Origin of the sequence: Sphingopyxis sp. (genome assembly GCF_036261875.1) — a bacterium.
In the GTDB taxonomy this organism is placed as follows: domain Bacteria; phylum Pseudomonadota; class Alphaproteobacteria; order Sphingomonadales; family Sphingomonadaceae; genus Sphingopyxis.
In genome coordinates, this window is the sequence record NZ_DATAJZ010000008.1 from 152,183 (window position 1) to 173,086 (window position 20,904).

The 20,904-nt window shown below is 63.0% G+C and carries 29 protein-coding genes and 1 pseudogene; 12 read left to right on the top strand and 18 right to left on the bottom strand.

Going from position 1 to position 20,904, the window contains the following annotated elements; genetic code table 11:
* Positions 1-6: 6 nt before the first annotated feature.
* Complete coding sequence (locus VHO04_RS04315) at positions 7-930, top strand: cation diffusion facilitator family transporter (RefSeq protein WP_329627165.1); 924 nt, start codon at positions 7-9, stop codon at positions 928-930.
* 293 nt (positions 931-1,223) lie between these two features.
* Here the strand turns inward: VHO04_RS04315 and VHO04_RS04320 are convergent, their stop codons facing one another.
* Both VHO04_RS04320 and VHO04_RS04325 read right to left on the bottom strand, forming a co-directional pair.
* On the bottom strand, positions 1,224-1,409 hold the full coding sequence (locus VHO04_RS04320) for a helix-turn-helix domain-containing protein (protein WP_082737236.1): 186 nt from the start codon (positions 1,407-1,409) through the stop codon (positions 1,224-1,226).
* A pseudogene (locus VHO04_RS04325) lies at positions 1,378-1,797 on the bottom strand (conjugal transfer protein TraG); the annotation flags it as partial. The pseudogene VHO04_RS04325 and the gene VHO04_RS04320, both read right to left, overlap by 32 nt.
* Before the next feature lie 1,205 nt (positions 1,798-3,002).
* Here VHO04_RS04325 and VHO04_RS04330 point away from each other — a divergent pair.
* The 5 genes from VHO04_RS04330 to VHO04_RS04350 are packed head-to-tail and all read left to right on the top strand — an operon-like array spanning position 3,003 to position 4,189.
* Positions 3,003-3,209 carry a cold-shock protein gene (locus VHO04_RS04330; protein WP_067105477.1) on the top strand — a complete coding sequence of 69 codons (207 nt, stop codon included), beginning with the start codon at positions 3,003-3,005 and terminating at the stop codon, positions 3,207-3,209.
* A 15-nt stretch (positions 3,210-3,224) separates the two neighbouring features.
* On the top strand, positions 3,225-3,482 hold the full coding sequence (gene infA / locus VHO04_RS04335) for a translation initiation factor IF-1 (RefSeq protein ID WP_067105478.1): 258 nt from the start codon (positions 3,225-3,227) through the stop codon (positions 3,480-3,482).
* 24 nt (positions 3,483-3,506) lie between these two features.
* Positions 3,507-3,650, top strand: coding sequence for a hypothetical protein (locus tag VHO04_RS04340; RefSeq protein WP_156482936.1), 144 nt, complete (start codon positions 3,507-3,509; stop codon positions 3,648-3,650).
* A 16-nt stretch (positions 3,651-3,666) separates the two neighbouring features.
* Entirely contained in the window at positions 3,667-3,873 is a 207-nt protein-coding gene (locus VHO04_RS04345; protein WP_067105479.1) for a hypothetical protein, read from the top strand.
* Positions 3,854-4,189: a hypothetical protein gene (locus VHO04_RS04350; protein WP_141237178.1), complete on the top strand. Its 336-nt coding sequence runs from the start codon at positions 3,854-3,856 to the stop codon at positions 4,187-4,189. The genes VHO04_RS04345 and VHO04_RS04350 overlap by 20 nt, the downstream gene beginning before the upstream one ends.
* A gap of 208 nt (positions 4,190-4,397) precedes the next feature.
* Here the strand turns inward: VHO04_RS04350 and VHO04_RS04355 are convergent, their stop codons facing one another.
* The 6 genes from VHO04_RS04355 to VHO04_RS04380 all read right to left on the bottom strand — a co-directional run bounded on the left by VHO04_RS04355 (position 4,398) and on the right by VHO04_RS04380 (position 7,060).
* Positions 4,398-4,667, bottom strand: a complete 270-nt coding sequence (locus VHO04_RS04355) for a hypothetical protein (RefSeq protein WP_067105481.1) — start codon at positions 4,665-4,667, stop codon at positions 4,398-4,400.
* 30 nt (positions 4,668-4,697) lie between these two features.
* Positions 4,698-4,931: a hypothetical protein gene (locus tag VHO04_RS04360; protein ID WP_329627166.1), complete on the bottom strand. Its 234-nt coding sequence runs from the start codon at positions 4,929-4,931 to the stop codon at positions 4,698-4,700.
* Positions 4,921-5,217, bottom strand: coding sequence for a hypothetical protein (locus VHO04_RS04365; protein WP_329627167.1), 297 nt, complete (start codon positions 5,215-5,217; stop codon positions 4,921-4,923). Before VHO04_RS04365 ends, VHO04_RS04360 begins: the two co-directional genes overlap by 11 nt.
* Positions 5,207-5,842: a hypothetical protein gene (locus VHO04_RS04370; protein ID WP_067105484.1), complete on the bottom strand. Its 636-nt coding sequence runs from the start codon at positions 5,840-5,842 to the stop codon at positions 5,207-5,209. The genes VHO04_RS04365 and VHO04_RS04370 overlap by 11 nt, the downstream gene beginning before the upstream one ends.
* Positions 5,843-6,086: 244 nt before the next feature.
* Positions 6,087-6,410, bottom strand: coding sequence for a DUF6961 family protein (locus VHO04_RS04375; RefSeq protein WP_067105485.1), 324 nt, complete (start codon positions 6,408-6,410; stop codon positions 6,087-6,089).
* Between the two features lie 431 nt (positions 6,411-6,841).
* Positions 6,842-7,060 (bottom strand): hypothetical protein, encoded by a 219-nt coding sequence (locus VHO04_RS04380; protein WP_329627168.1) that lies wholly within the window; start codon positions 7,058-7,060, stop codon positions 6,842-6,844.
* 111 nt (positions 7,061-7,171) lie between these two features.
* On the opposite strand from VHO04_RS04380, the gene VHO04_RS04385 reads away from it, so the two are divergent.
* The 6 genes from VHO04_RS04385 (at position 7,172) to VHO04_RS04410 (ending at position 12,545) form a co-directional block, all read left to right on the top strand.
* Complete coding sequence (locus VHO04_RS04385; RefSeq protein WP_067105487.1) at positions 7,172-8,002, top strand: hypothetical protein; 831 nt, start codon at positions 7,172-7,174, stop codon at positions 8,000-8,002.
* Positions 8,003-8,320: 318 nt separating this feature from the next.
* On the top strand, positions 8,321-8,596 hold the full coding sequence (locus VHO04_RS04390; RefSeq protein ID WP_148650869.1) for a hypothetical protein: 276 nt from the start codon (positions 8,321-8,323) through the stop codon (positions 8,594-8,596).
* Position 8,597: 1 nt separating this feature from the next.
* The gene (locus VHO04_RS04395; protein WP_255211373.1) at positions 8,598-8,732 is read left to right on the top strand and encodes a hypothetical protein; all 135 of its coding nucleotides are present in this window, start codon (positions 8,598-8,600) and stop codon (positions 8,730-8,732) included.
* 141 nt (positions 8,733-8,873) lie between these two features.
* The gene (locus VHO04_RS04400) at positions 8,874-11,057 is read left to right on the top strand and encodes a glycosyltransferase family 4 protein (RefSeq protein WP_329627169.1); all 2,184 of its coding nucleotides are present in this window, start codon (positions 8,874-8,876) and stop codon (positions 11,055-11,057) included.
* The gene (locus VHO04_RS04405; RefSeq protein WP_329627170.1) at positions 11,050-12,351 is read left to right on the top strand and encodes a glycoside hydrolase family 130 protein; all 1,302 of its coding nucleotides are present in this window, start codon (positions 11,050-11,052) and stop codon (positions 12,349-12,351) included. Before VHO04_RS04400 ends, VHO04_RS04405 begins: the two co-directional genes overlap by 8 nt.
* Before the next feature lie 11 nt (positions 12,352-12,362).
* Positions 12,363-12,545, top strand: coding sequence for a hypothetical protein (locus VHO04_RS04410; protein ID WP_329627171.1), 183 nt, complete (start codon positions 12,363-12,365; stop codon positions 12,543-12,545).
* A gap of 120 nt (positions 12,546-12,665) precedes the next feature.
* Here the strand turns inward: VHO04_RS04410 and VHO04_RS04415 are convergent, their stop codons facing one another.
* The 10 genes from VHO04_RS04415 to VHO04_RS04460 all read right to left on the bottom strand — a co-directional run.
* Positions 12,666-12,836 carry a hypothetical protein gene (locus VHO04_RS04415; protein WP_329627172.1) on the bottom strand — a complete coding sequence of 57 codons (171 nt, stop codon included), beginning with the start codon at positions 12,834-12,836 and terminating at the stop codon, positions 12,666-12,668.
* Positions 12,837-12,968: 132 nt separating this feature from the next.
* Positions 12,969-13,121 carry a hypothetical protein gene (locus VHO04_RS04420; RefSeq protein ID WP_156482940.1) on the bottom strand — a complete coding sequence of 51 codons (153 nt, stop codon included), beginning with the start codon at positions 13,119-13,121 and terminating at the stop codon, positions 12,969-12,971.
* A gap of 442 nt (positions 13,122-13,563) precedes the next feature.
* The gene (ybaL, locus tag VHO04_RS04425; RefSeq protein ID WP_329627173.1) at positions 13,564-15,429 is read right to left on the bottom strand and encodes a YbaL family putative K(+) efflux transporter; all 1,866 of its coding nucleotides are present in this window, start codon (positions 15,427-15,429) and stop codon (positions 13,564-13,566) included.
* Positions 15,430-15,586: 157 nt separating this feature from the next.
* Positions 15,587-16,819: an FAD-binding oxidoreductase gene (locus tag VHO04_RS04430; RefSeq protein WP_329627174.1), complete on the bottom strand. Its 1,233-nt coding sequence runs from the start codon at positions 16,817-16,819 to the stop codon at positions 15,587-15,589.
* A gap of 12 nt (positions 16,820-16,831) precedes the next feature.
* On the bottom strand, positions 16,832-18,979 hold the full coding sequence (locus VHO04_RS04435) for a catalase (RefSeq protein WP_329627175.1): 2,148 nt from the start codon (positions 18,977-18,979) through the stop codon (positions 16,832-16,834).
* Positions 18,980-19,094: 115 nt separating this feature from the next.
* On the bottom strand, positions 19,095-19,319 hold the full coding sequence (locus tag VHO04_RS04440; protein ID WP_067105493.1) for a hypothetical protein: 225 nt from the start codon (positions 19,317-19,319) through the stop codon (positions 19,095-19,097).
* The gene (locus VHO04_RS04445; protein WP_067184137.1) at positions 19,316-19,603 is read right to left on the bottom strand and encodes a hypothetical protein; all 288 of its coding nucleotides are present in this window, start codon (positions 19,601-19,603) and stop codon (positions 19,316-19,318) included. The genes VHO04_RS04440 and VHO04_RS04445 overlap by 4 nt, the downstream gene beginning before the upstream one ends.
* 451 nt (positions 19,604-20,054) lie before the next feature.
* Complete coding sequence (locus tag VHO04_RS04450) at positions 20,055-20,276, bottom strand: helix-turn-helix domain-containing protein (RefSeq protein ID WP_082737238.1); 222 nt, start codon at positions 20,274-20,276, stop codon at positions 20,055-20,057.
* Positions 20,273-20,488: a DUF2274 domain-containing protein gene (locus VHO04_RS04455; protein ID WP_067105495.1), complete on the bottom strand. Its 216-nt coding sequence runs from the start codon at positions 20,486-20,488 to the stop codon at positions 20,273-20,275. The genes VHO04_RS04450 and VHO04_RS04455 overlap by 4 nt, the downstream gene beginning before the upstream one ends.
* A partial coding sequence (locus VHO04_RS04460) for a TrbI/VirB10 family protein (protein ID WP_329627176.1) occupies positions 20,481-20,904 on the bottom strand: 424 nt, incomplete at its 5' end. The genes VHO04_RS04460 and VHO04_RS04455, both read right to left, overlap by 8 nt.

Here is a 20,904-nt window from a genome sequence, read left to right on the forward strand (position 1 = left end):
GATTCGATGGGACATCAACATGATCATGGTGAAGGCGGCGGGGCGCACGCACACGACCATACGGCCGGCGCGAACGCTCGCAGCCTTTCGATCGCGCTTGCCCTGACCGGCAGCTTCCTGATCGCTGAACTGGCGGGGGCGTGGCTGTTCAACAGCCTCGCTCTTCTGTCCGACGCCGCGCATATGTTCACCGATGCCGCGGCGCTGGCGATTGCGCTGGCGGCAATCCGGATCGGGCAGCGGCCGGCCGACAAGAAGCGCACTTATGGCTATCGACGGTTCGAGATTCTCGCCGCGTCGTTCAATGCGCTGCTGCTGTTCGTCATCGCCGGTTATGTCCTCTATGAAGGCGTCCAGCGCTTCCTCGATCCGCAGCCGGTTGGCTCGGTCGGTATGCTGATCGTCGCCTTCTTCGGGCTGGTGGTCAATCTGATCGCGATGCGCGTGCTCGCGGGCGGGCGCGACAGGAGCCTGAATGTGAAGGGCGCCTATCTGGAAGTCTGGGCCGACATGCTCGGCTCGGTCGGCGTTCTGCTGGCCGCGGTGCTCATCTGGGCGACCGGCTGGACCTGGGTCGATCCCACCGTCGCCATCGCCATCGGCCTGTGGGTGCTGCCGCGCACCTGGATATTGCTGCGCGATACGACGAATATCCTGCTTCAGGGCGTCCCGCGCGGCGTCGATCTCGACGCGGTGCGCGGGGCCATTGCCGATGTCGCCGGCGTCGCGAGCGTCCACGACCTGCACCTCTGGTCGGTCGCCGGCGACGACCGGAGTTTGACCGCCCATATCGTCATCGACGCGTCGGAAGACGAGCAGCAGGTCCGGCGGCGCGTGGCCGATCAATTGCACGATCTGTTCGAGATCGAACATGCGACGCTTCAGATCGAACGCGGCGATGCCGCGTGCGAGAAGGGCGATCATGCCTAGGCGGATATGCGGAGGTAGCGGGAGCCACACCATCCACCTAATGGCATGTTAATATTGAATATTCTCTCCGATCGGACAGGACATACCCTCACTCATACCCTCACGCGACCACAAAGAAAAAATGGGAATCGAAAAGAGGGATGAAACGCGAAAAAAGGGAATCGAACACGCCGGTGGTGGGGCTTACTTGTCCTTCATCCTGCATTTGGCGAAAACGCGAAATTGCAGGATAAATTGCCTATGGACAGGCGCGAGCGATCTTGCCTGTCGTTCCTGCGGCTCGCTCATGGCACCTAACTTTTCTCGAACAGGCGCTTGAGACTGGCGTATCGGACGAAGGTTGATCGACCGACCTTTACCGTTTCAAGCTCGCCGGCCTTGATGAGTTCGTAGAGCGTCGATCGACCTATGCCGGTGAGTTTCACCGCGGCGGCTATGCGGACGCATACCCGAGCGCGTCGGGGCGAAGGCCATGACATGCTCCGGCCCGTCGTGGCGAAGATAGCGCCACCGCTTGCGGCCGAGAAAGACGCTGCTGTCGCTGAGCAGGCCGGCGCGGTCGATCTCGCCGTTTGTAGCCCAGCGCGCGGAGCCGTATGTGGTGACATGCCGCGACTGGCGCGCGCGCCATAGCGACCCGGCGATGGCGGACGCGCAGCCGAGAAAGCCGCTCGCTCCGGCGATCATCCCGGCCTTGTCGAAAACCTCGGGCGCGTAGGCTTCGTAGTGATACCACCACGGAAATATCGCCCACGGCCGATAGACCGGCGTGTCGAACAGGACAAACCATGCCGGTCCAAGCTGCGGCTGATAACCTAGCTGTGCCGCACACCATTGCGTGGCGATCCAGACGCCTGCGATTACCATCGCGAAAACGACGAAAATCTGTCCGACAAGGAGTTTGGTAGGCGTTAAGACATTTTCCCGGCGACGCAGGGATCGCGTCGGCGTCCCAAAAATCAGCCGGGTCGGTGAAATCTCATATGACGGTTATGGCGCGTGATGACGCGCCGCGACGCAGTGCGAAGGGCTATCAGATTTCGCTATAGGTATCGGCGTGACTGCATCGCGCCTGATGTCGGCCGTTCCACCTCTGATGAGCCCGAGCCGAAATGCGGGCACCGCCGTCCTTTTCGCTCTCCGCCAGCGGCCGGTCGAGCACGATGCCGCACGCCGTACGGTATTACTCGACATGCTTGGGCATTTGGCCGAGCACAGTTAGTGCTAGGGTCAGGACCCATTAATTCCACGATCGAGGCGTCGAAATGGCGAAGATATCGGGCCTGGGCGGGTGCAGCGGGTAGCATCGCTACCCGCAAGGCCGCGCAGGCCCGAGATCGAAGCCATTTCGACGTCCCTTCGGGATTTGACCGATTTTGCCCATGGCTTCGTCGAAAAGTCTCGAAATATATTCATATTCCCACGCCTTTCCTCCTCGCCCTGAGCAAAATCGCTTCAAACCTCGAGCGCGGAATTAATGGGTCCTGACCCTAACAATGGCGATTGAATTAAACCGAACCGCAGGCTGAAGTTCCGTTGCCCCCTTAACCGTCGCTATTATCGCAGATGGCCGCCGTGGTTTCGCAAGCCTCTTGGAACGGCGCTTATTGCAGAAGACATAGGAAGCTATGCATTGTGCGGCTCTGGAAGGTGGTTATTCCGCCCGGCACGGACATAGATACATCCAGCCAATCCCGCCGCGTTGGCGACGTCCCAATCAATAGCTCATGCAGAGCACACGACGCTTATATCGGCACCAGAGCTGACATCGACGCGCATCGCGCAGATCCGCCAGCAGGTCGAGAAGGCGACGAGAGGCCGCGACCGTAAGAAGCTGCGATTGAATAATTCCAGTCCTCAAAGAGAAAAACAGGAAACACCGCCCTCGCCATTTAATGAAAATCCAGGCAGAAACTTGACTTTTCGAAAAGGATGGCCCATATCACAGTTGCTAACGTCGCCTGCGACGGAATTTTGATACCCCGCTCCGGGGCGATTCTTCCCTTCTCACGCTTCCAGCTCTGTCGGTGCTTTTGCCGGCGGATATCCTGTTTTCGTGAAAGGAAACACTCATGCCGATCGGCAAAGTCAAATTCTTCAACAGCGACAAGGGCTATGGCTTCATCTCGAATGAAGACGGCTCGGGCGACAGCTTCGTCCATGTGACTGCCGTCGAGCGCGCCGGAATGGCGTCGCTGGGCAAGGACCAGCGCGTCTCGTACGAACTGGAAACCGGCCGCGACGGCAAGATCTCCGCGGTCAATCTCGAAGCGGCCTGACCCGGCCCTTCGGCAATGGCCAAGGAAGATGTCCTCAGCTTCGAGGGCTCGATCGAGGAAATCCTGCCCGACGGGCGGTTCCGCGTCATCCTTGAAAATGGCCATCGGCTGATCGCCTATACCGCCGGACGGATGCGACGCTTTCGTATCCGTTCGGTGGTCGGCGACGCCGTCCGCGTCGAAATGACGCCCTATGACCTGACCAAGGGCCGCATCGTCTACCGCGATCGCGGCCCCGGCGGTCCAGCCGGCGGCGCGCGCAAGCGCCGCTGACACCTGAGAATCAAGAAGACCAATATGTTTCAGACCAACACCATTCTACCCGCGCTCGCCGGCCTCCCGCTGGCAGGCAATCCGATCACTATAGGCCGCACGCCGCGCCGTTCGCCAACGCTCTCGCGCCGCGAACTGAAGCGGCTGATCGCCGACATGATCGATTGAACGAAAGGAAAGCGCCGTGGCAGCAACCAGCGACAATTATCGCGAACAGGCCGAGCGATGCGAGGCCGACGCCGCCGCGGCGGACCTGACACTAGTTCGCGAGCGCAATCTCCGTTCGGCCGCCGCGTGGCACGCGCTGGCCAACCGCCAGTTCAAATCCGAACAGGCCCGCGCTGACAGGGATCGGCTCGCCGAAGCGGTCCGTGCCCAATGTCTCGCCTGAATCCGCGAGCGCGAACCTGAATCACCGGCACGGCGGCCGTCAGCATGACGAAAGGCCCCACCAGGACACCATCATGGATATGAACCAGCTCTTCTATCATCATCAAATGGCCGTGATCGCTGCCGACCGGGCACACCGCGCCGGCGAAGCACCCGCCGGTTTCGATCTCCCGAACCATTATGCCCGGCGGATCAACCGGTTTCGCGAAAAACGCGGTCTCGAACCTGATTTTGTCGGATATAGCAGCGCGCATGCGCGGCGGCCCGTCGCGGTGATAAAGACCGGCTCGGGCGCGATCGCGCTCGACATCGCCTAGCATCGGCCTATTGTCGTATGACAAAGGCTTTCCTCGCGACCCGGGAAGGCCAATGGGGCTTCCTTTGGTCACGAGCGCAGAGGATGAAAGGGCTTCGCATGCAGATGCGAGGCCCTTTTGCGATGGAGATTTGCCCGATCGTCCGAAGTCTCTTCGCGATGGCCCGCACGATTTCCGGTGCAGCAGAAAGTCCAAATCCCGCGCGCTATCAAACGCGCGGGAGCGACAGCAAAGCAGCCGGCGGGAAACCGCCACCGTCGACGGTGAGATAAAAACGCCGCGACGAGCCGTGCTGTAGCGCCACGATATCGATCCTCTCTTCCTGGAACCATATCCAGAAGCGATGAACCTCGTCCTTCGTCCAGTCGATGATCTGATCGACGAGGAACAGGCTTTCGCCGACTTTTACCGCCTCGATATGATGCGTCCGTCCGTCCATCCCGCCTTGCCGGATGCCGGTGATTTCATAATCGGCCATGCCGGATGCTCCATCCCTGTGTCATGGCCACTAGTAGCGAACGGGCACGATGCGAATGCGATCGATCGCGCCGGGCGACGCCCGCGACCGGGCGATCGCTTCCGTACGCAGCATGTCGAGAGTAAGCGCGTCATAGTCCTGCTCGTCGGGCTGCATGGCCAGATCGGTTTCGACGACAAGAATGACTTTGCGTGCCAGCCCGTCGATTTCCCACTCGAACCATGTGCGCGTGATATGCCGCGCGGCTTCCCGATCACTTGACATGGCGCTCACCGGTCTCGGCCGCGCGCGAGCGGATTTCCCGCTCGACGAGAGCGTAGCCCGTATCGCTCAGGGTGGCGATTGCGATCGGGCGGCCGCGCAATTCGGCGCTTTCGCCATTCAGGAAGGTCAGCGCGGGATCGCGCCCGCCGAGCAACTGGAAAGCGAGCGCGCTGATCGCGCCCTGACGCTTCGCTTCTTGCGGCGGAAGCGGTGCGAAGGGCCGGCGCCGCCTGAACGGATTGGTCCGCGCGCGCGCCGCCGGCATCTCCTTGCGGTCAGGCATCATTGGCTTGCCTCCCGGAATTCGCAGCGCTCTCGCGCTGACGACGCAGCGCGGCGCGGGCATCCTCGATATTGGTATAGCGAAAGCTTCCCACGCTGAACTGGTCAACATAGCTATGGACGATGCCCTCGTCCGACTGCGGGCGGAAAGGCCGCAGATGCACGGCCTGCCGTTCGTGGGGGGGGGGCGGAGGCAGGTCGGCAGCCAGCTTCGCGAGTTTTTCCTCGTCGAGATCGAGGGCCTGGTAGATATCGTGTCCGATGACCCACAGCTCTTCGTGGAGATCGGTCAAGCGCTCGGCTATGCCGCCCAGCGCGCATGCCGCGCGCTCGGCCTCGGTCATGGCCAGCGCCTTGTTGACGAGAAGTTCGGCAACCAGCGTGTCGCCAAGAAAAACCGGATAGTCGTCGCCCTGTGCCGAGGTCGGAGGATCCGCGCGCGGGCCGCCGTCTCGATCGGCCATGAGGGCCGGACCGACGCCGAGGCCGCGCCGCGCGCGATACTCGCCGATCCGCTTCGCATAATAGCGCGGAAGATCGAAATTGGCGTGGGGCCGCCCATCGCGGTGGGCGCGGTTCGCTGCGATCAGCGCCATCTGGTGATGATAAAGGAGTTGATTGAGATCCACGTCCACCTCCCGTTCAGCGGGAGCGCGATGGTCTCTCAGTCCCCGGCAAGCGAAAGGACGCCGACGATCTCATGGAGATGGGGTAGCGGCTTCTCATTTACAAGAGAGGGGGTTCGGCCCCGTGCTTGCCGGCTCGCAATGCTGCGGATCGACAGCGGCTTGCAGCCGACAACCGAGCGGCGCCGAAATTCAGCCTGGGTGCTTTGATAGCCGATATTGAACCCGTCGAAGAGAAAGGGTCGAGCTAATCACTCTGAAACTGATCGACTGAGTTCAATTGCACGCGTTCCGCGGGTGTATCCGGCGAGGCCGAATTGCATGGCGTGTGTGCACTTTGGCGCTGGCCGCGCGGCCCGTCCATATTGACGGCGCAAGCGCCCGGCAGGCGGATCGCATGCAGATCGGTCAGGCATCCGGCGACCTGCGACCAGAATTCCGCGTCCTCGATTTCACCAGCATCGCGCAGCCGGTCGATACGCCGTGCGAGAACCTCGGGCCCACGATCGCCAAACTGATTTTCGATGGCGAGGGCTTGGCCCCACAGGTCGCGAGTGGCCTTCGTTCCCATAGGTGCGACTCCAATTATCTCCCGAATATATCGCCGGCCTTGCGGGAATCCAAAATCCGGCGCGCTTCGAACGGCTGACCAAATGTTTGGCCGGTGGCACCCCGTCGCTTCACAGCCAAGACCACAGCCGACGAGCCAGACGATTTCCGGCGATTTTCCGGGAGAGGGTCCTATGATTCAGATCTTGGGGGGCTTGGGTGGAACCGATTCATCCGGTACCGCTCCGGGCTGCGCTGATCCTGATTCCGTTCCACACGACCGAGTCGCGGATCGCACGCAGTGACATCTGGAATGCCGTCGCGCCGCGGTTGTTCGGCTTTGGCTAAGCTCGGCCGTCTCGGCAGGCATAAGTTGAACCGCCGTCGCGGCAGCCTTCTCGATCATGTGCGGCATTTGCGTCGCGCCGGGACGGCGCGAAGCCTTTCATCGACCTAAAGCTTGCGGGTACCGAGCCACCTCACCTTCGCCGGGTCGCGGTGATCGAAGAAGCTGCTGGCCTTCCGATCGAGGGTCGCGATCCTGGCGAGACCCTCGTCGTCGAGCTGGAAGTCGAGGATCGCGAAATTCTCGACCATGCGTTCCTGGCGCACAGACTTGGGGATCGCAACGATACCGCGGTGGTTCGCTGCGAAACGGGTCAGCGCGACCATCTGGCCTTGTAAAGAGCGGTTGTTCGCACCACCTACGGGGGTATCGTCAGCCTCATTTTTGCATGTTGGCGACCGAGAGACTTTCGCGCTCCCGCACGCGGGAGACGGAATATGGATTTCGATCAACTTCTCTATCATCATCAGATGGCCTTGATTGCCGTAAGCCGGGCGCGGCGCGACGGACATCCTCCGTCCAGCTTCGATCTGTCCGACTCTTATGCCAGGCGGATCGCCGAATATCGCGACCGGCGCGGTCTCGACGACGGGCCTGCCGACAAAAGGCGGCCCGGTTCCGCCCGCCTCAAAGCCGACCCGACAACCTCGGAGCAGGCTGCCGGATATGCGGATTTCCTCGGCGACACATTCATTGCCGAGCTTCTCATTCATAAGGCGCTCAGCATGACGCCCCAAGAACGCAGCGCCTCCGCACTCGAAGATATAGTCGATCGACTGGCCGAGATAGAAGAAGCGCGCTGGGTCATCGGTCGCGATATCTATCGGTCGCTCGGATACGATGAAATGGCGCTCGCAGCGCTTGCCGACAATATATCGATGGACGACGGTGGGAGCAGCAGCGCCGTCAATCCCGGCTCTGCATGGCCATCGACGGACAAGGACATCGCGCGCGGCCATACCGGGCAATTGCCCTTGGAGACTTGGCGAAACGTCAACATCCATGATGAACGCGCCGAACTCCTCCGCCAGCGGATTCGGGAGCGCAGCTTGAGCGAACAAGCCGATGCGCCTGATCGCGAACAGGTCATTTCAAGGGCGATGCTCGACGCGGAATATCGCTACGGCAATGCTTCGGAACAATTTGCCGTCGACGAGGAAGCCGGGGCGGTTCGCCTTGGCGATCGCGGGGCCGCCCATATCTGGCAAATCGTCGGCGAGCGCCTTCATACGCTCCATGACATAGGCAGGCCGCCCAGGCAGGACTAATGAATTGATCGCGCGCGGCGCAACGCTGCGGAAACGACAAGCCAATAGCGAACGGGCTCGATACGAATGCGGTCGATTGCCCCCGGCGAGGCGTGCGGCCGACTGCGTTCGCAACCGCGCGCAAATCCTCCAAAATCAACAGATCATAGCCATTGCCGTCAGGTTGGTGTCGCTCTGCCCGGGAAGTGTTGGCCGCAATGATAAACATATAGGCATTCGAATTGCCCCGAATTCGTGGGGTGGTTTGCGCGATCCGTGGTATAAGGCCCTCATCACCTGAATTTTGAACAAGCTCCATGTGACAGAGGGACAAAAATTGTGCTCTCGCTTGATGCAGGAGCACGCACCATGTGCCTCAATCAGCTACTCGAAGACGAACAGATCGCGCTGATGCGCTATTCCGCCGCGACCAAACCCTCGGAGGTCATGCGATATCGGCGCAAGATCGAAAGCCTCGGTCAGTGCTTCAAATCCTTCCCCTACCGTCACCGTCCCTATCTTTCTCCGAATGTCCGGAGCGGAGCGATCGCTTCGGCCCGCCCGCGGCGTTCGGACGAATTCTCGTATCGGATGATCGAACGGAAGGACGTCTGACATGGCAAAATCGCAAAAGCGCAGCAATCGCGAGATCCGCAAGCCCAAGGCAGCAAAACCCAAAGCACTCACTGCCCTTGCCGCCCAAGAGGCGTCTGCGGTGAAAATGACCGCCAAACCGAAAGGCAAGCACTGAGATGGCCTGCACACGCCGGCGCTGCGGATCGCGTTCGTCGGCAATGCCCTCCCGCGCCGCTGCGGCATAGCCACCTTCACGACCGACCTCGAACTCGCGGTCGGCGCGCTCGGCGAGGTTGCGGATACGGCCATTGTCGCGATGATCGAGCCGGGCGGCGACCACGAATTTCCGCCAGTCGTCCGCAAGACAATCCGGCAGGGCCAGGTGGCCGACTATCGCGCCGCCGCCGATTTCATCAATCGCGAGGCGTTCGATCTCGTCTGCCTCCAGCATGAGTTCGGCATCTTCGGCGGCGAGGCAGGCGCGCTGATTCTCGGCCTCGTAGCGAAGCTCGATGCGCCGCTCGTCACCACCTTGCACACGGTTCTCGATCGGCCGACCACGGCGCAGCGCCGCGTCATGAAGGATATCGTTACCGCATCGGCGCGGGTGGTCGTCATGGCCGACAAGGCCCGCGACATGCTGATCAATGTCTATGGCGCCGATCCGGGGAAGATTGACGTTATCGCCCACGGCATTCCCGATGTTCCGCTCGCCTCGGCGCGCGCGGCCAAGGAGCGGCTGGGGTTTACCGACCGCAAGATCATCCTGACGTTCGGGCTGATGAGCCCGAACAAGGGCATCGAGACGATGATAGAGGCCATGCCCGAAATCGTCCGGCGCACCCCCGACGTCCTCTATATCGTGATGGGCGCCACCCACCCCGCCTTGCAGGCCCGTGAGGGCGAGCGTTATCGCGACACGCTGACGGCGCGGGTACGCGAGCTTGGCCTCGATGACCATGTCGCGTTCATCAACCGTTTCGTCGACCGCCCCGAACTGCTCGACCATATCGCGATGTGCGATGTCTATGCGACGCCCTATCTGGCGGCGGCGCAAATGACGTCGGGAACGCTCGCCTATTCGCATGGTCTGGGGCGTCCGGTCGTTTCCACGCCCTATTGGCACGCCGCCGAGTTGCTCGCCGACGGGTCGGGCGTCCTGATCCCGTTCGACAATCCGGCAGGCTTCGGCCCGGCGATTTCCGATCTGCTGGGCAACGACACCGAACGTCTGGCGATGGGGCGCAAGGCCTATGCGGCGAGCCGCCCCATGATCTGGGCCAATTCGGCGCGGCGCTATGCCGCGAGCTTTCGCAAGGCTTGCCGTGAGCGCAGGCTCGCGTCCGGCGGCCAGGCGGGGATGCCCGAACCCGGGCCAGTCCGCCTGCGGACGAACGTCCAACCCGACCTCCCACCGATCTCGCTCGACCATCTCGCCGCGATGTCCGACGACACGGGGATATTCCAGCATGCCGTTCACGCAATCGCCGACCGCAGTCATGGATATTGCATCGACGACAATGCACGGGCGCTGCTCCTGTGCTGCGGTCTCGCCGGCGGCCCCGATGCGCCGCTGGCGCGCCGGCTGTCATCCACATTCGCGGCCTTCATCCAGCACGGCTGGAATCCGGGCAATCGGCGTTTTCGCAATTTCATGGGCTTCGACCGGCGATGGCTGGAAGATGCGGGCTCGGAGGACAGTCACGGGCGGACGCTCTGGGCGCTGGGCGCCTATAGTGCGCGTGCCTGCTCCCTTGGCCATGCGCGCTGGGCAAAAGAGCTGTTCAGCGAGGCGCTGGCCGACGTCGAGGCCTTCACCTCACCGCGGTCCTGGGCGTTCACCTTGCTCGGCCTCGCATCCTATTGCGCGGTTTATGCCGAAGATCATGCCGCCGCGCGCCTGCGTGCCGAACTCGCCGGCCGCCTCGAAAGGTTGCTGGGCGAACAGGAAGGTCCCGAATGGACATGGTTCGAAAATGGCCTCAGCTATGACAACGCCCGGCTGCCGCAAGCGCTGATCGTCACGGGCGCCGCAGCGCTCTCGGCGACCATGGTCGAAGCGGGATTGCGAAGTCTGCGCTGGTTGGTGGCGATGCAGACGGCGCCCGAAGGTCATTTCCGGCCCGTCGGCTCGCATGGCTTCCTGATGACCTCGCGCAATAGTCCCGAACCGTTCGATCAACAGCCGCTGGAGGCTTGCGCGACGATCGCGGCCTGTATCGCGGCGAAAGGCGTCGATCCAGACTCTTCGTGGCGTGCGGAAGCCGAGCGCGCCTTCGCATGGTTTCTTGGCGCGAACGATCTCGGCATCAAGCTGGCTGACCTCGCGACGGGCAGTTGCCGCGACGGCCTCCACCCGGACCGCGCGAACGAGAACCGGGGGGCGGAATCGGTGCTATCCTTCCTGCTCGCGCTGGCCGATATGCAGCGCCTGAGAGCGGCGGACCGGCGGGCGCCGTCACAGCCGAGCCCATCCACACACGAAGCCATCAATGCCTGACGGGGCTCCGCCATCCGCGCCCTTCTTCAACCGGCAGGCGCTTCACTTGCGGCCCGACCCGTCGCGCGTCGTCGTCCGGCCGTTCCGGCCGGCGGTCGAACCCCGAGACCTGCATCCCGTCGACAAGACCCGCGCCAATCACATCGTCGACCGCGTCCTCGCAATGACCGCGGACGAGACCGACGCGCTGCTTGCCGAAACGCTGCGAAACTTCGACGACCGGCACCGCAACCTCCCCGCAATATTCGAACGGCGCGCCGCGGAAATGGAGGATGCCTTCACAGCTCACAAGAGCTTCTCGCAGGCGCAGCGTCAGCTCGTCGGCGCCTACTTTCTTCATGAGTACAGCTTCGAAGCAGCCGCGCTGTTCAATCCCAGCATCGTGCCGCACCCCGACCAGTCGGGAGTCGCCGCAGGATGCCGCCGCTTCATCCTTAGCCTGCGCGCGGTCGGCGAAGGCCACATCTCTTCCCTGACGTTCCGGTCGGGAATATTGGCCGCCGACGGAACCGTTACCATCGACCCGCCCGCGCGGCTCGCCGCGACGCCCGTCGTGACCGCCCGTGTCGGCGATCGTCTGGAACTCGGCTTCGATCCCGCCAGCGACATCGCGGAGCGGGTGATCTTCCCCGTCACCGAGAGGCAGGCGAACGGGATCGAGGATGCCCGCTTCGTCGCCTTCCATGACGAAGGCCAGACCATCTATTATGCGACCTTCACCGCCTACAGCGGAAGCGGCATAAGGTCGGAGCTGATCGAAACCCGGGACTTCGTGACATTCCATCTGGCACCGCTCAAGGGCGCTGCGGCGCAGAACAAGGGGATGGCGCTTTTTCCGCGAAAGATCGGCGGGCGCTATGCGATGATCGCGCGCCACGACAATGAGAGCCTGCACCTCATCCTGTCGGACGACCTCCACGAATGGGGCCTCGGCGAGGTGATCGTGAAGCCCAAATATCCTTGGGAGTTCGTCCAAATCGGCAATTGCGGCTCGCCCATCGAACTCGACGAAGGCTGGCTGCTCTTCACCCATGGCGTCGGCCCCGTACGCCATTATTCGATCGGCGCGGTTCTGCTCGACAAGGACGATCCCTCGCGCGTGCTCGGGCGCTCGCGCGTACCGCTCGTCCAGCCCGCGACCGCGGAGCGCCATGGCTATGTCCCGAACGTCGTCTATTCGTGCGGCGCCATCAAGGTCGGAGAGCGCATCCTGCTTCCCTATGCCATATCGGACGCCTTTTCGACCGTCGCCACGATCAGGATCACGACACTTCTCGACCAGCTCAAGGATTGAAAGGCTTCGACATGGACAAGACCCCGTCCGGCAACCACCGGTCATGCAAATGCGGCGGTATCGACGCCGCCGAGCGTGAAACACTCGATCGATACGGCATTACCCGCGTGCCCGCCGCGACCTATCTCCTGGACGGTTATCGCTACACCAGCCTTGCCGACGCGGTTGCACAGGCATGCCGTTCCCGCATGTGAAGGGAAATCGGATACTGTCGGCGAGCGGGAATGACTTGAAGCGCGGCAGGACACTTCCAAAACGAAACCGGGCCACGTATCGACACGCAGCCCGGCCTGGGGACGATCGGTTAGCTCGGACTAGCTGCTCTGCCTGCCCGGCTTTTCCGCTTCTCCACCCTGCTGAGGCCGCTTGTCGCGGTCCGGCTGGCCGGGCTGACGGCGGCCGCCGTCCTCCTGCTGGGGCTGGCGCTCGCCTTCCGACTTGCGGCCCGGCTGGCTGCCGGTCTGGTTCTGGTCGGGGTTGACCATGACCATTCTCCTCTCTTCAATTGCCCGGTAGTGGGCATGGAGAAGACGCGCGGGATAGGGCATTGTTCCTGTTTATCATGCCGGGTCGCTAATAGAGCGATTCCGTCCGGTCGAGCGGCAGAGCCGATCGTCTCAGCCCCGCCGTCCGCTCGCCTGCCATACCAAGCCGGGTAGTTTGACCATCTCGCAACCGCAAACGGTGCAATGGCTGACGAAGCGCCCCCGATCCCAGTGGCTCGCCTTGAAATCGACGAGGTGACGGCCGAAGAGATTGTGCAGTATCATGATCGCGTTCCTTTCGCTGGTTGTGCTCCGCCCTCATTGTCCCATTGCTCAAGGGCATGCTGGACAGAAGACGACGACACGACTTGAGGATGGGCTGTTTGCGGCGCCCCCGAGCAGGCGTCGTTTTCGCGCTCCCAGCTTTCGATTGCGCGCTCGAGGTCGTGTCGCCGGCGCCGCGACTGGTGAAACGCGTTTCCCATCGTTTGCGGAACATGTTCCAGCCCGTGATGGAGAAGCCGGTTCCACAACCGAATGATCCGGCCGAAAGATCGCGAGGGTTCGTGGATGGAAATCATCGAATAGACTCCCGCTGGGCAAGCGGGAGCTCGAGGTCTCTCAGTCACGGGAAGCTTGCGATCGAAATCGGGTGATGACACATCCTATCACAGACGGACATGATGCGGGCATCAATTCGCCACGCAGAATGGGCCTGCGCACCGGATCAGCCTGCATCCTCGTCATCCCCCCGGCGCTGGCGCAGTTCTGGCACTTCGCGAGGCGGTATGTCGGGCCGGCGCTCGAACGCGCCGCCTTCCCCGGATATGCGCTCCTTCTGAACGATGGCCGCTACGCGCTTCTTCGAAATGCCGAGGCTGCGCAGCGCATAGCCGGCGAGGCCGAACGACAGCTCGCGCGCGCCCATGATCGCGAGGCCGACGCCCTGACCTTCGAGATGGGCGACCTCGGCTTCGCTGTGGGTCCGGATCGCGGTGTCGATTTCGGGATTGAGCTCGCGCGCGATCTCGATGATGCGCCGTGTCTGAAAGCCATCCGGCGTCGCGATCACGAGCAGCCGCGCCTGGGCGATATCCGCCGCCTCGAGAATACCCGGGGTCGATGCTTCGCCATAGATGGCCGTAATGCCGCGCTCGCGCAGCGCCTCGACGCGGCGTCGATCCTTGTCGACGAGGATAACGGGAAGACCTTCGCTCTTGAGCATCCTACCGACCACGCGCCCGACCCGGCCGTAGCCGACAACGACCGCGTGATGGCGAAAGCTGCTGTGCTTCGCGTCGGGCAGACGGGAAAGGCTCTCATCGCCTCCCCGCTCCAGCAATGCCAACAGCCGCGGTCGTCGTCGCAGCCATCTCTCGAAGCCGTCGAAAGCGATGAAGACGAGCGGATTGAGCGTAATCGACAGCAGCGCGCCGGCGAGGACCAAGTCCCTCGCTTCCGCCTCGACCAGCCCCAAGGTGACGCCCAGGCCGATCAGGATGAAGGAGAACTCGCCGATCTGCGCCAGGCTCGCCGAGACGGTCAGCGCCGTCCGCGCCGGATAGCCGAAGGCCAGCACGATCCCAAACGCCGCAACCGACTTGCCGGCCAGAATGATCGCCAGCACTGCCAGAACGGCGGACGGTTCACGGACCAGGATGCCCGGATCGAACAGCATCCCGACCGAGACGAAGAACAGGACGGCAAAAGCATCCTGCAACGGCAGCGAGTCCGCGGCCGCCCGATGACTGAAATCGCTTTCGCTGAGGATCACGCCAGCAAAGAAGGCGCCGAGTGCGAAGGACACGCCGAACAGGGCGGCCGAGCCGAAAGCGATACCGAGCGCGGTCGCGAGAACCGACAGAGTGAACAATTCGCGCGAGCCCGTTCGGGCGACACGTTCCAATATCCAGGGCGCGGCGCGCGTTCCGACGATCAGGACAAGCGCAAGGAACAGCGCAACCTTTCCGAGCGTGACAAGCAAGACGAGCGCGATATCGCCCGCGCCGCCCGAAGCTCCTTCCCCTCCCAGCGCGCGCCCTAACGCCGGCAGCAACACAAGGGCCAGCACCATGACGAGATCCTCGACGATCAGCCAACCCACGGCGATCCGGCCGTTGATCGAATCGAGCGTATTGCGCTGCTCGAGCGCGCGCAGCAGCACGACGGTCGACGCGACCGACAGGGCAAGACCGAAAACCAGGCCCGCCCCGGTGGTCCAGCCCCAGAGATGCACCAGGCCCGCCCCGAGCAGGGCCGCAACCACGATCTGGACGAGCGCGCCGGGGATGGCGATCCTGCGGACAGCGACCAAATCCTTGATCGAGAAATGCAGCCCGACACCGAACATCAGCAGGATCACGCCGATCTCCGCGAGCTGGTTCGCCAGCGCAGCATCGCCGACGAAGCCGGGAGTGAAGGGGCCGACCGCCACGCCTGCGAGCAGATAGCCGACGAGCGGCGGCAGCTTCAGCCTGCTGGCAATGAATCCGCCGATGAAAGCGAGGACCAGTCCCATAACGAGCATGGCGAGAAGGCTGGTGTCATGGGGCAATAGCGATCCTTTCGGAAAGAGCCGCCATGCCGGCGGCACTCGGTATGATGGAGCGCCGATGGGTAAAGCGGCCGCGCTATCGGTGGCGGTGAAGGATCGACCCTACACCAGCGACGGCGCCAAGACCATGCTGCTCATCGGAAGCAGGAAAAGACACTTACAGGTGCGATGGCGCGACTGCGTTGCGCGGACCCGCCTAGAATTTTCGATGGAAGCTGACGAGGTCCGCGTCGGGATCGCTATAGCCGCAGATCAGCCCGCGCAGCATCTGCGCCGCCATCATCGAGAAGGTGATGCCATTCCCGCCATAACCCATGGCTGCATAGCAGTTGGGCATGCGCGGGATGCGGCCGATCGTCGGGGTGCCGACAGGGCTGTCGCCGAAGCTGCCGGCCCAGCCATGGACCGGAGTCGCGTCGATTCCCGGCAGCAGCGCGGCGAGCTTGCGCGACAGGGTTCTGATCTTGCCGGGAAGCTTCGCGTCGCGTTCGCCCGCGTCCGCGATTTCCTCATCCTCGCCGCCGCATATGACCTCGCCGCGCGGGGTGGTGCGGATGTAGAGATAGGGGTCGGCGGCTTCCCAGATCATCGCGGCCGTCGGCCAGATGGCGCGGGGCTGAGGGCGGGTCGCGATCGACCAGCTCGATATGATCCTGTTTCCCTTGCGCGGGATGCCCTTCATCATCTCGTAGCCCGTCGCCATGACCACATGGCGCGCACGGATCTCGGGACCGCGCGCGCTGTGAAGCGTCACGCCGTCTTCGCGCGCGTCGATGTCGCAGATATCGACCGGCGAATAGAGCCGGGCGCCGCGCGCGATGGCGGCGTTCAGATAGCCAAGGGTCATCCGGCGCGGGTCGGCGGAATAATTGCCGAAACCGATCAGCGCATGGCGTCCCTTGATCCCGTAGCGCTCCAACACCGCGGCGGGTTTGAGAAGCTCGACCTCGAAACCCGCGCGCCGGCGGGCGTCGGCTTCGCGCGCCAGGCCGTCGGCGTCGAGGACATTGCCGTCGAGATAGATGGAACCGCGCGTCGCGCCGTCGACGGCGAGGCCCAGCCGCTCGGTCCGCTCGCGCAGCGCATCGACCGCCTGGCGCGAGCGGCGCCAGATGCGCTCGGCCTTTTCGCGCCCGATCCGCTCCGCCATCAGCGAGAGCGGCGTGTCGAGTTCATATTGCAGCATCGCCGTCGATGCCGCAGTCGACCCTTCGGCGGGGCCGCGACGATCGACGATGACGGTCCTGAGACCCGCTTCCGACAGCGCCTCCGCGATCAGCGCGCCCGATACGCCGGCACCGACGACGACCGCATCGCACGCGATATCGCGCGTCAACGGCCTTGACGAGATCGCCGGACGACGCCGGGCCGACCAGATCGACCGCCCGGTGCGAAGATCGCGGTGACGGGTCGCGGACGCGGCCGTCATCAACGTGGGCGATCAGGCAAGATCGCGCACCTTGGCTTCGCGCGCCCAGTGGCGCCGCGTGCCGACGTCGGCGAACGCGTCGATCGCGACGACACCGCCGTCCTTTTCGACGCCCGCCTTGTCGAGCAGCAGCTGCGTCGCGTCGTCGTGGGCGATGGTCTTGCAATGGCCATAGGCGTCCATGAACCATTGCACCGCCGCACCCTGCACCGAAAGCGCCTTGGCCTGTTCTTCTGTCAGGATCGAGGCGACCGCGTCGAACAGCACCGAAGGCGATCCGGCGAGTTGGCCGTCGGCCTTGAGCGTGCCGCCCTTTACCTTGATCCCGCCGACCTTCGGCGCGACGAGAAAGGGGGTGCCGCCCGCACTTTCGATATCGCCTTTCAGCTTGTCGATCGCCGCCTTGTCCGACCCTTCGGTGAACAGGATCGCGACCTTGCGGCCCTCCATCGTGTCATCGGCATTCTTCTGGATCGACAGCGCGGCGGAGGGTTTTAGGTCAACCGCGGCGCGCGCGGCCTTTTCCTTCGCCGGCAGGTCGATCGCGAGGCCCGCGGCGACGCGCTTCGCCAGATCCTCGTCGATGTTGCGGAGCTGGCCGACGACACGCGCGCGGACATGATCGAGCGTCACCTTCGACAGCTCGAACACCAGCGCCGAGGCGATATGCGCCTGCTCATTCGCGGTCTGCGACAGGTAGAAGAGCCGCGCCTGGGTGAAATGGTCGGCGAACAGTTCGGCGCGGATGCGCAGCTTCTGCGCGGGGTCGTTCCGTTCGTCATTGGCCATGTAGGTCGAGAAGCCCGTTTCGGCGCTCGCGCGTGGGCCGCCATGCTCTCCGGCTTCGGCAAGGCTGTTGGGTTCGTAATTGGCACGCCCCGTTGGCACGAGCGTCTGCATCATCCCGTCGCGCTGGAAATTGTGGAAGGGGCATTTCGGCGCGTTGATCGGGATCTGGTGGAAATTGGTCGTTCCCAGCCGCGATTTCTGCGTGTCGAGATAGGAGAAGATCCGGCCCTGCAGCAGCGGGTCGTTGCTGAAATCGATGCCGGGGATGATGTTCGACGGCAGGAAGGCGGCTTGCTCGGTTTCGGCGAAGAAATTGTCGACGTTGCGGTTGAGCGTCATGCGGCCGACGATCTCGACGGGGATATCCTCCTCGGGGATCAGCTTGGTGGCGTCGAGCACGTCATAGGGCTGCTTTGCCGCGAACGCCTCGTCGAAGACCTGCACGCCGAGATTCCACGCCGGGAAGTCGCCGGCATCGATCGCCTCGAACAGGTCGCGGCGCAGGAAATCGGGATCGGCACCGGCGATCTTGACCGCCTCGTCCCATGTCGTCGACTGGATGCCGAGCACGGGCTTCCAGTGGAATTTGACGAATTTGCCCGCACCCTCATCGTTGACGAAGCGGAAGGTATGAACGCCGAAGCCTTCGATCATGCGGAAGCTGCGCGGGATCGCGCGGTCGGACATCGCCCACATGATCATATGCATCGATTCGGGCATCAGGCCGATGAAGTCCCAGAAGGTGTCGTGTGCGCTCGCCGCCTGCGGATAACCGCGGTCGGCCTCCATCTTCACGCTGTGGACGAGATCTGGGAACTTCATCGCGTCCTGGATGAAGAAGACCGGGATATTGTTGCCGACCAGATCCCAATTACCGGTTTCGGTGTAGAGCTTGACCGCAAAGCCGCGCACGTCGCGCGGCGTGTCGACCGACCCGGCGCCGCCCGCGACGGTCGAGAAGCGAACGAAGACCGGACAGGTCGCGCCTTCCTTCTGGAAGATCGAAGCCTTGGTCAGCCCGGGGATTGCCCTGGTGCACTCGAACACGCCGTGCGCGCCCGAACCGCGGGCGTGGACGATCCGCTCGGGGATGCGCTCATGGTCGAAATGGAAGATCTTCTCGCGGAGGACGAAGTCCTCGAGCAGCGTCGGTCCGCGCTCACCGGCGCGGAGCGAATTCTGGTTGTCCGAAATCCGGTGACCGAAATTATCGGTGAGATAAGCCGCCGCATCGGCGACTCCATCTCCGACTTGCTGATGCAGTTCATCGCCATCGCCTCTGCTGTCAATCGGCGCCGGCTGGCCCTCTCCCGGTTGGTGGTCACGAAGTGCATGGTCTGCGGCGGGTGACGGCACGGGCTTCTTCGCCATGATCGGATCCTTCGGTCAGCGGGGATAAGGTCTCAACCCGCGGCTTCCCCCTAAGTTTCGTCGCGCCCGCTTTCTTCTGATCGAGCTAGGCCGCCTCCGGCGCCATTGCATGCCATCAACCGGTCGGGGATGGCCTATAGAAGCGGAATCGATCGACCGCGCCTTCGATCAGGTGGCCAGCGAGTCTGAGGCGGATTTCGTCGGCGCCGCTACTGGTCGTGCAGACCAAGCGCGTGCCGCCTGACGGCAACCGCTCGATCGCACTGATAGCCACTCCCGACGCACGGCAGATTTCCCTGACATCGGCCTCAGGCAACGCGAGGTTGATCGCGCGGCTCACGTCGATTCCGGCACGGAAGCACCAGAGCGGATGATCTCCGCGACCTGCACATAGCCCTCCGGGCTGGCGGTTGCGATGGCGAGCGGCCTTCCGCCAAGCACGACATTTTCTCCATTGAGAAAGGCGATGGCAGGGTCGCGTCCGCCCATCACCAGATAGGCAAGCTGGCTGATGTCACCCTGACGCCGGGCATGATCGAGGGAGAGCGGGCTTCGATATTTGTGGAAATGGCGCACGGGGCGAGACGATGCGACGGTTCTTTCGGCGGTGTCGGGGCGATTCATGGCGTGGCTCCTCTGCGTAAGCGGGAGCACAGGCTCTCAGCCGCGGCGGCTTACAAAAAGGAGGGCCGCGATAGATGCTATATGGGTTTGTACACACGGATTGTAAGGACGAAAATCCAAGGGCCGCGGTCCGCGACATTTCGCCCCTAGCCGTGCCTGTCCTTCGTCGAAGCAGGGAGCTGCATCACCTTCCTAAGATGATGTTTATAATGAATATTATTTCCAATCGGCCGAGACATACCCTCGCTGACACCCTCACGCGACTATAACGAAAAATGGGAATCGAATAGAGGGTCGAACTTCGCGAAAATGGGAATCGAAAAAGTTCGGTGGCGGGCCTGCCGGTCCATTACCCTGCATCTGACGAAAAACGGAGAATTGCAGGGTAAATTGCCTATAGACAGGCGCAAGGGATTCTGCCGGCCATCCCCTGCGGCTCGCTCGCGGCGCCCTAGCTTTTCTCGAACAGGCGCTTGAGGCTGGCGTATCGAATGAAGGTCGATCGACCGACTTTTACAGTTTCTAGCTCTCCGGCCTTGATGAGTTCGTAGAGCGTCGACCGTCCAATGCCAGTGAGTTTAACCGCGGCGGATATGCGGACGCTGATCGGTTCGATATGGTGGCGGTCCTCGGACGCAACTTGCGGCCCTTGCCTGCTCTGCATCTTGCTCATGGCTTCCGCCTCCCTCGGTGAAAGCGGCGATCGGTTTCGATGAAAGCCGTAAGCATTGCAGGAATAAGGTCCGGCACGGATTCACGCCTGCCGTATGCCGCTTCGTAAGCGTCGGCATAAGCGTTCAATGCCTCGAACAAACCCGGCATGGCGTTGAACGTGATTCTCTTCGGCGTTCGCTCCGGCAGCTTCGGCAATTTCAGGTCAGCCATTTCCGCCTCCCCACGGCCGCCCGACGACAATATCCTTGTGGACGATGACACGCAGCGGCCAGCCGGGCCGGACGCGCATAGTCGGCTGGATATTGAGATTGCGGGTGACGAGCTGGTCGCCCGCGCGCGCGCCGCTCTGCTGCGCGGACTCGCGGATCGCTCGAACAAGGTCGCTCTCGCTGCTGCCAAAACTCAATTCCGAGCCGACACCAAGCAGCGTCGAGAGCGCGACGCCCTTCAATAGCTGCCATGTGTGCCGGTCGATCTTGTCGGCGAGGCCCGCATAGCCCTGCGTGTCGGTCGCGGGAACATTGTCGATGCGGATTGACGAACCATCGGGAAGGATGATGCGCTGCCAGACCACCAGCGCGCGGCTTTGGCCGAACGCGACGACGCTATCGTAACTGCCGACCAGC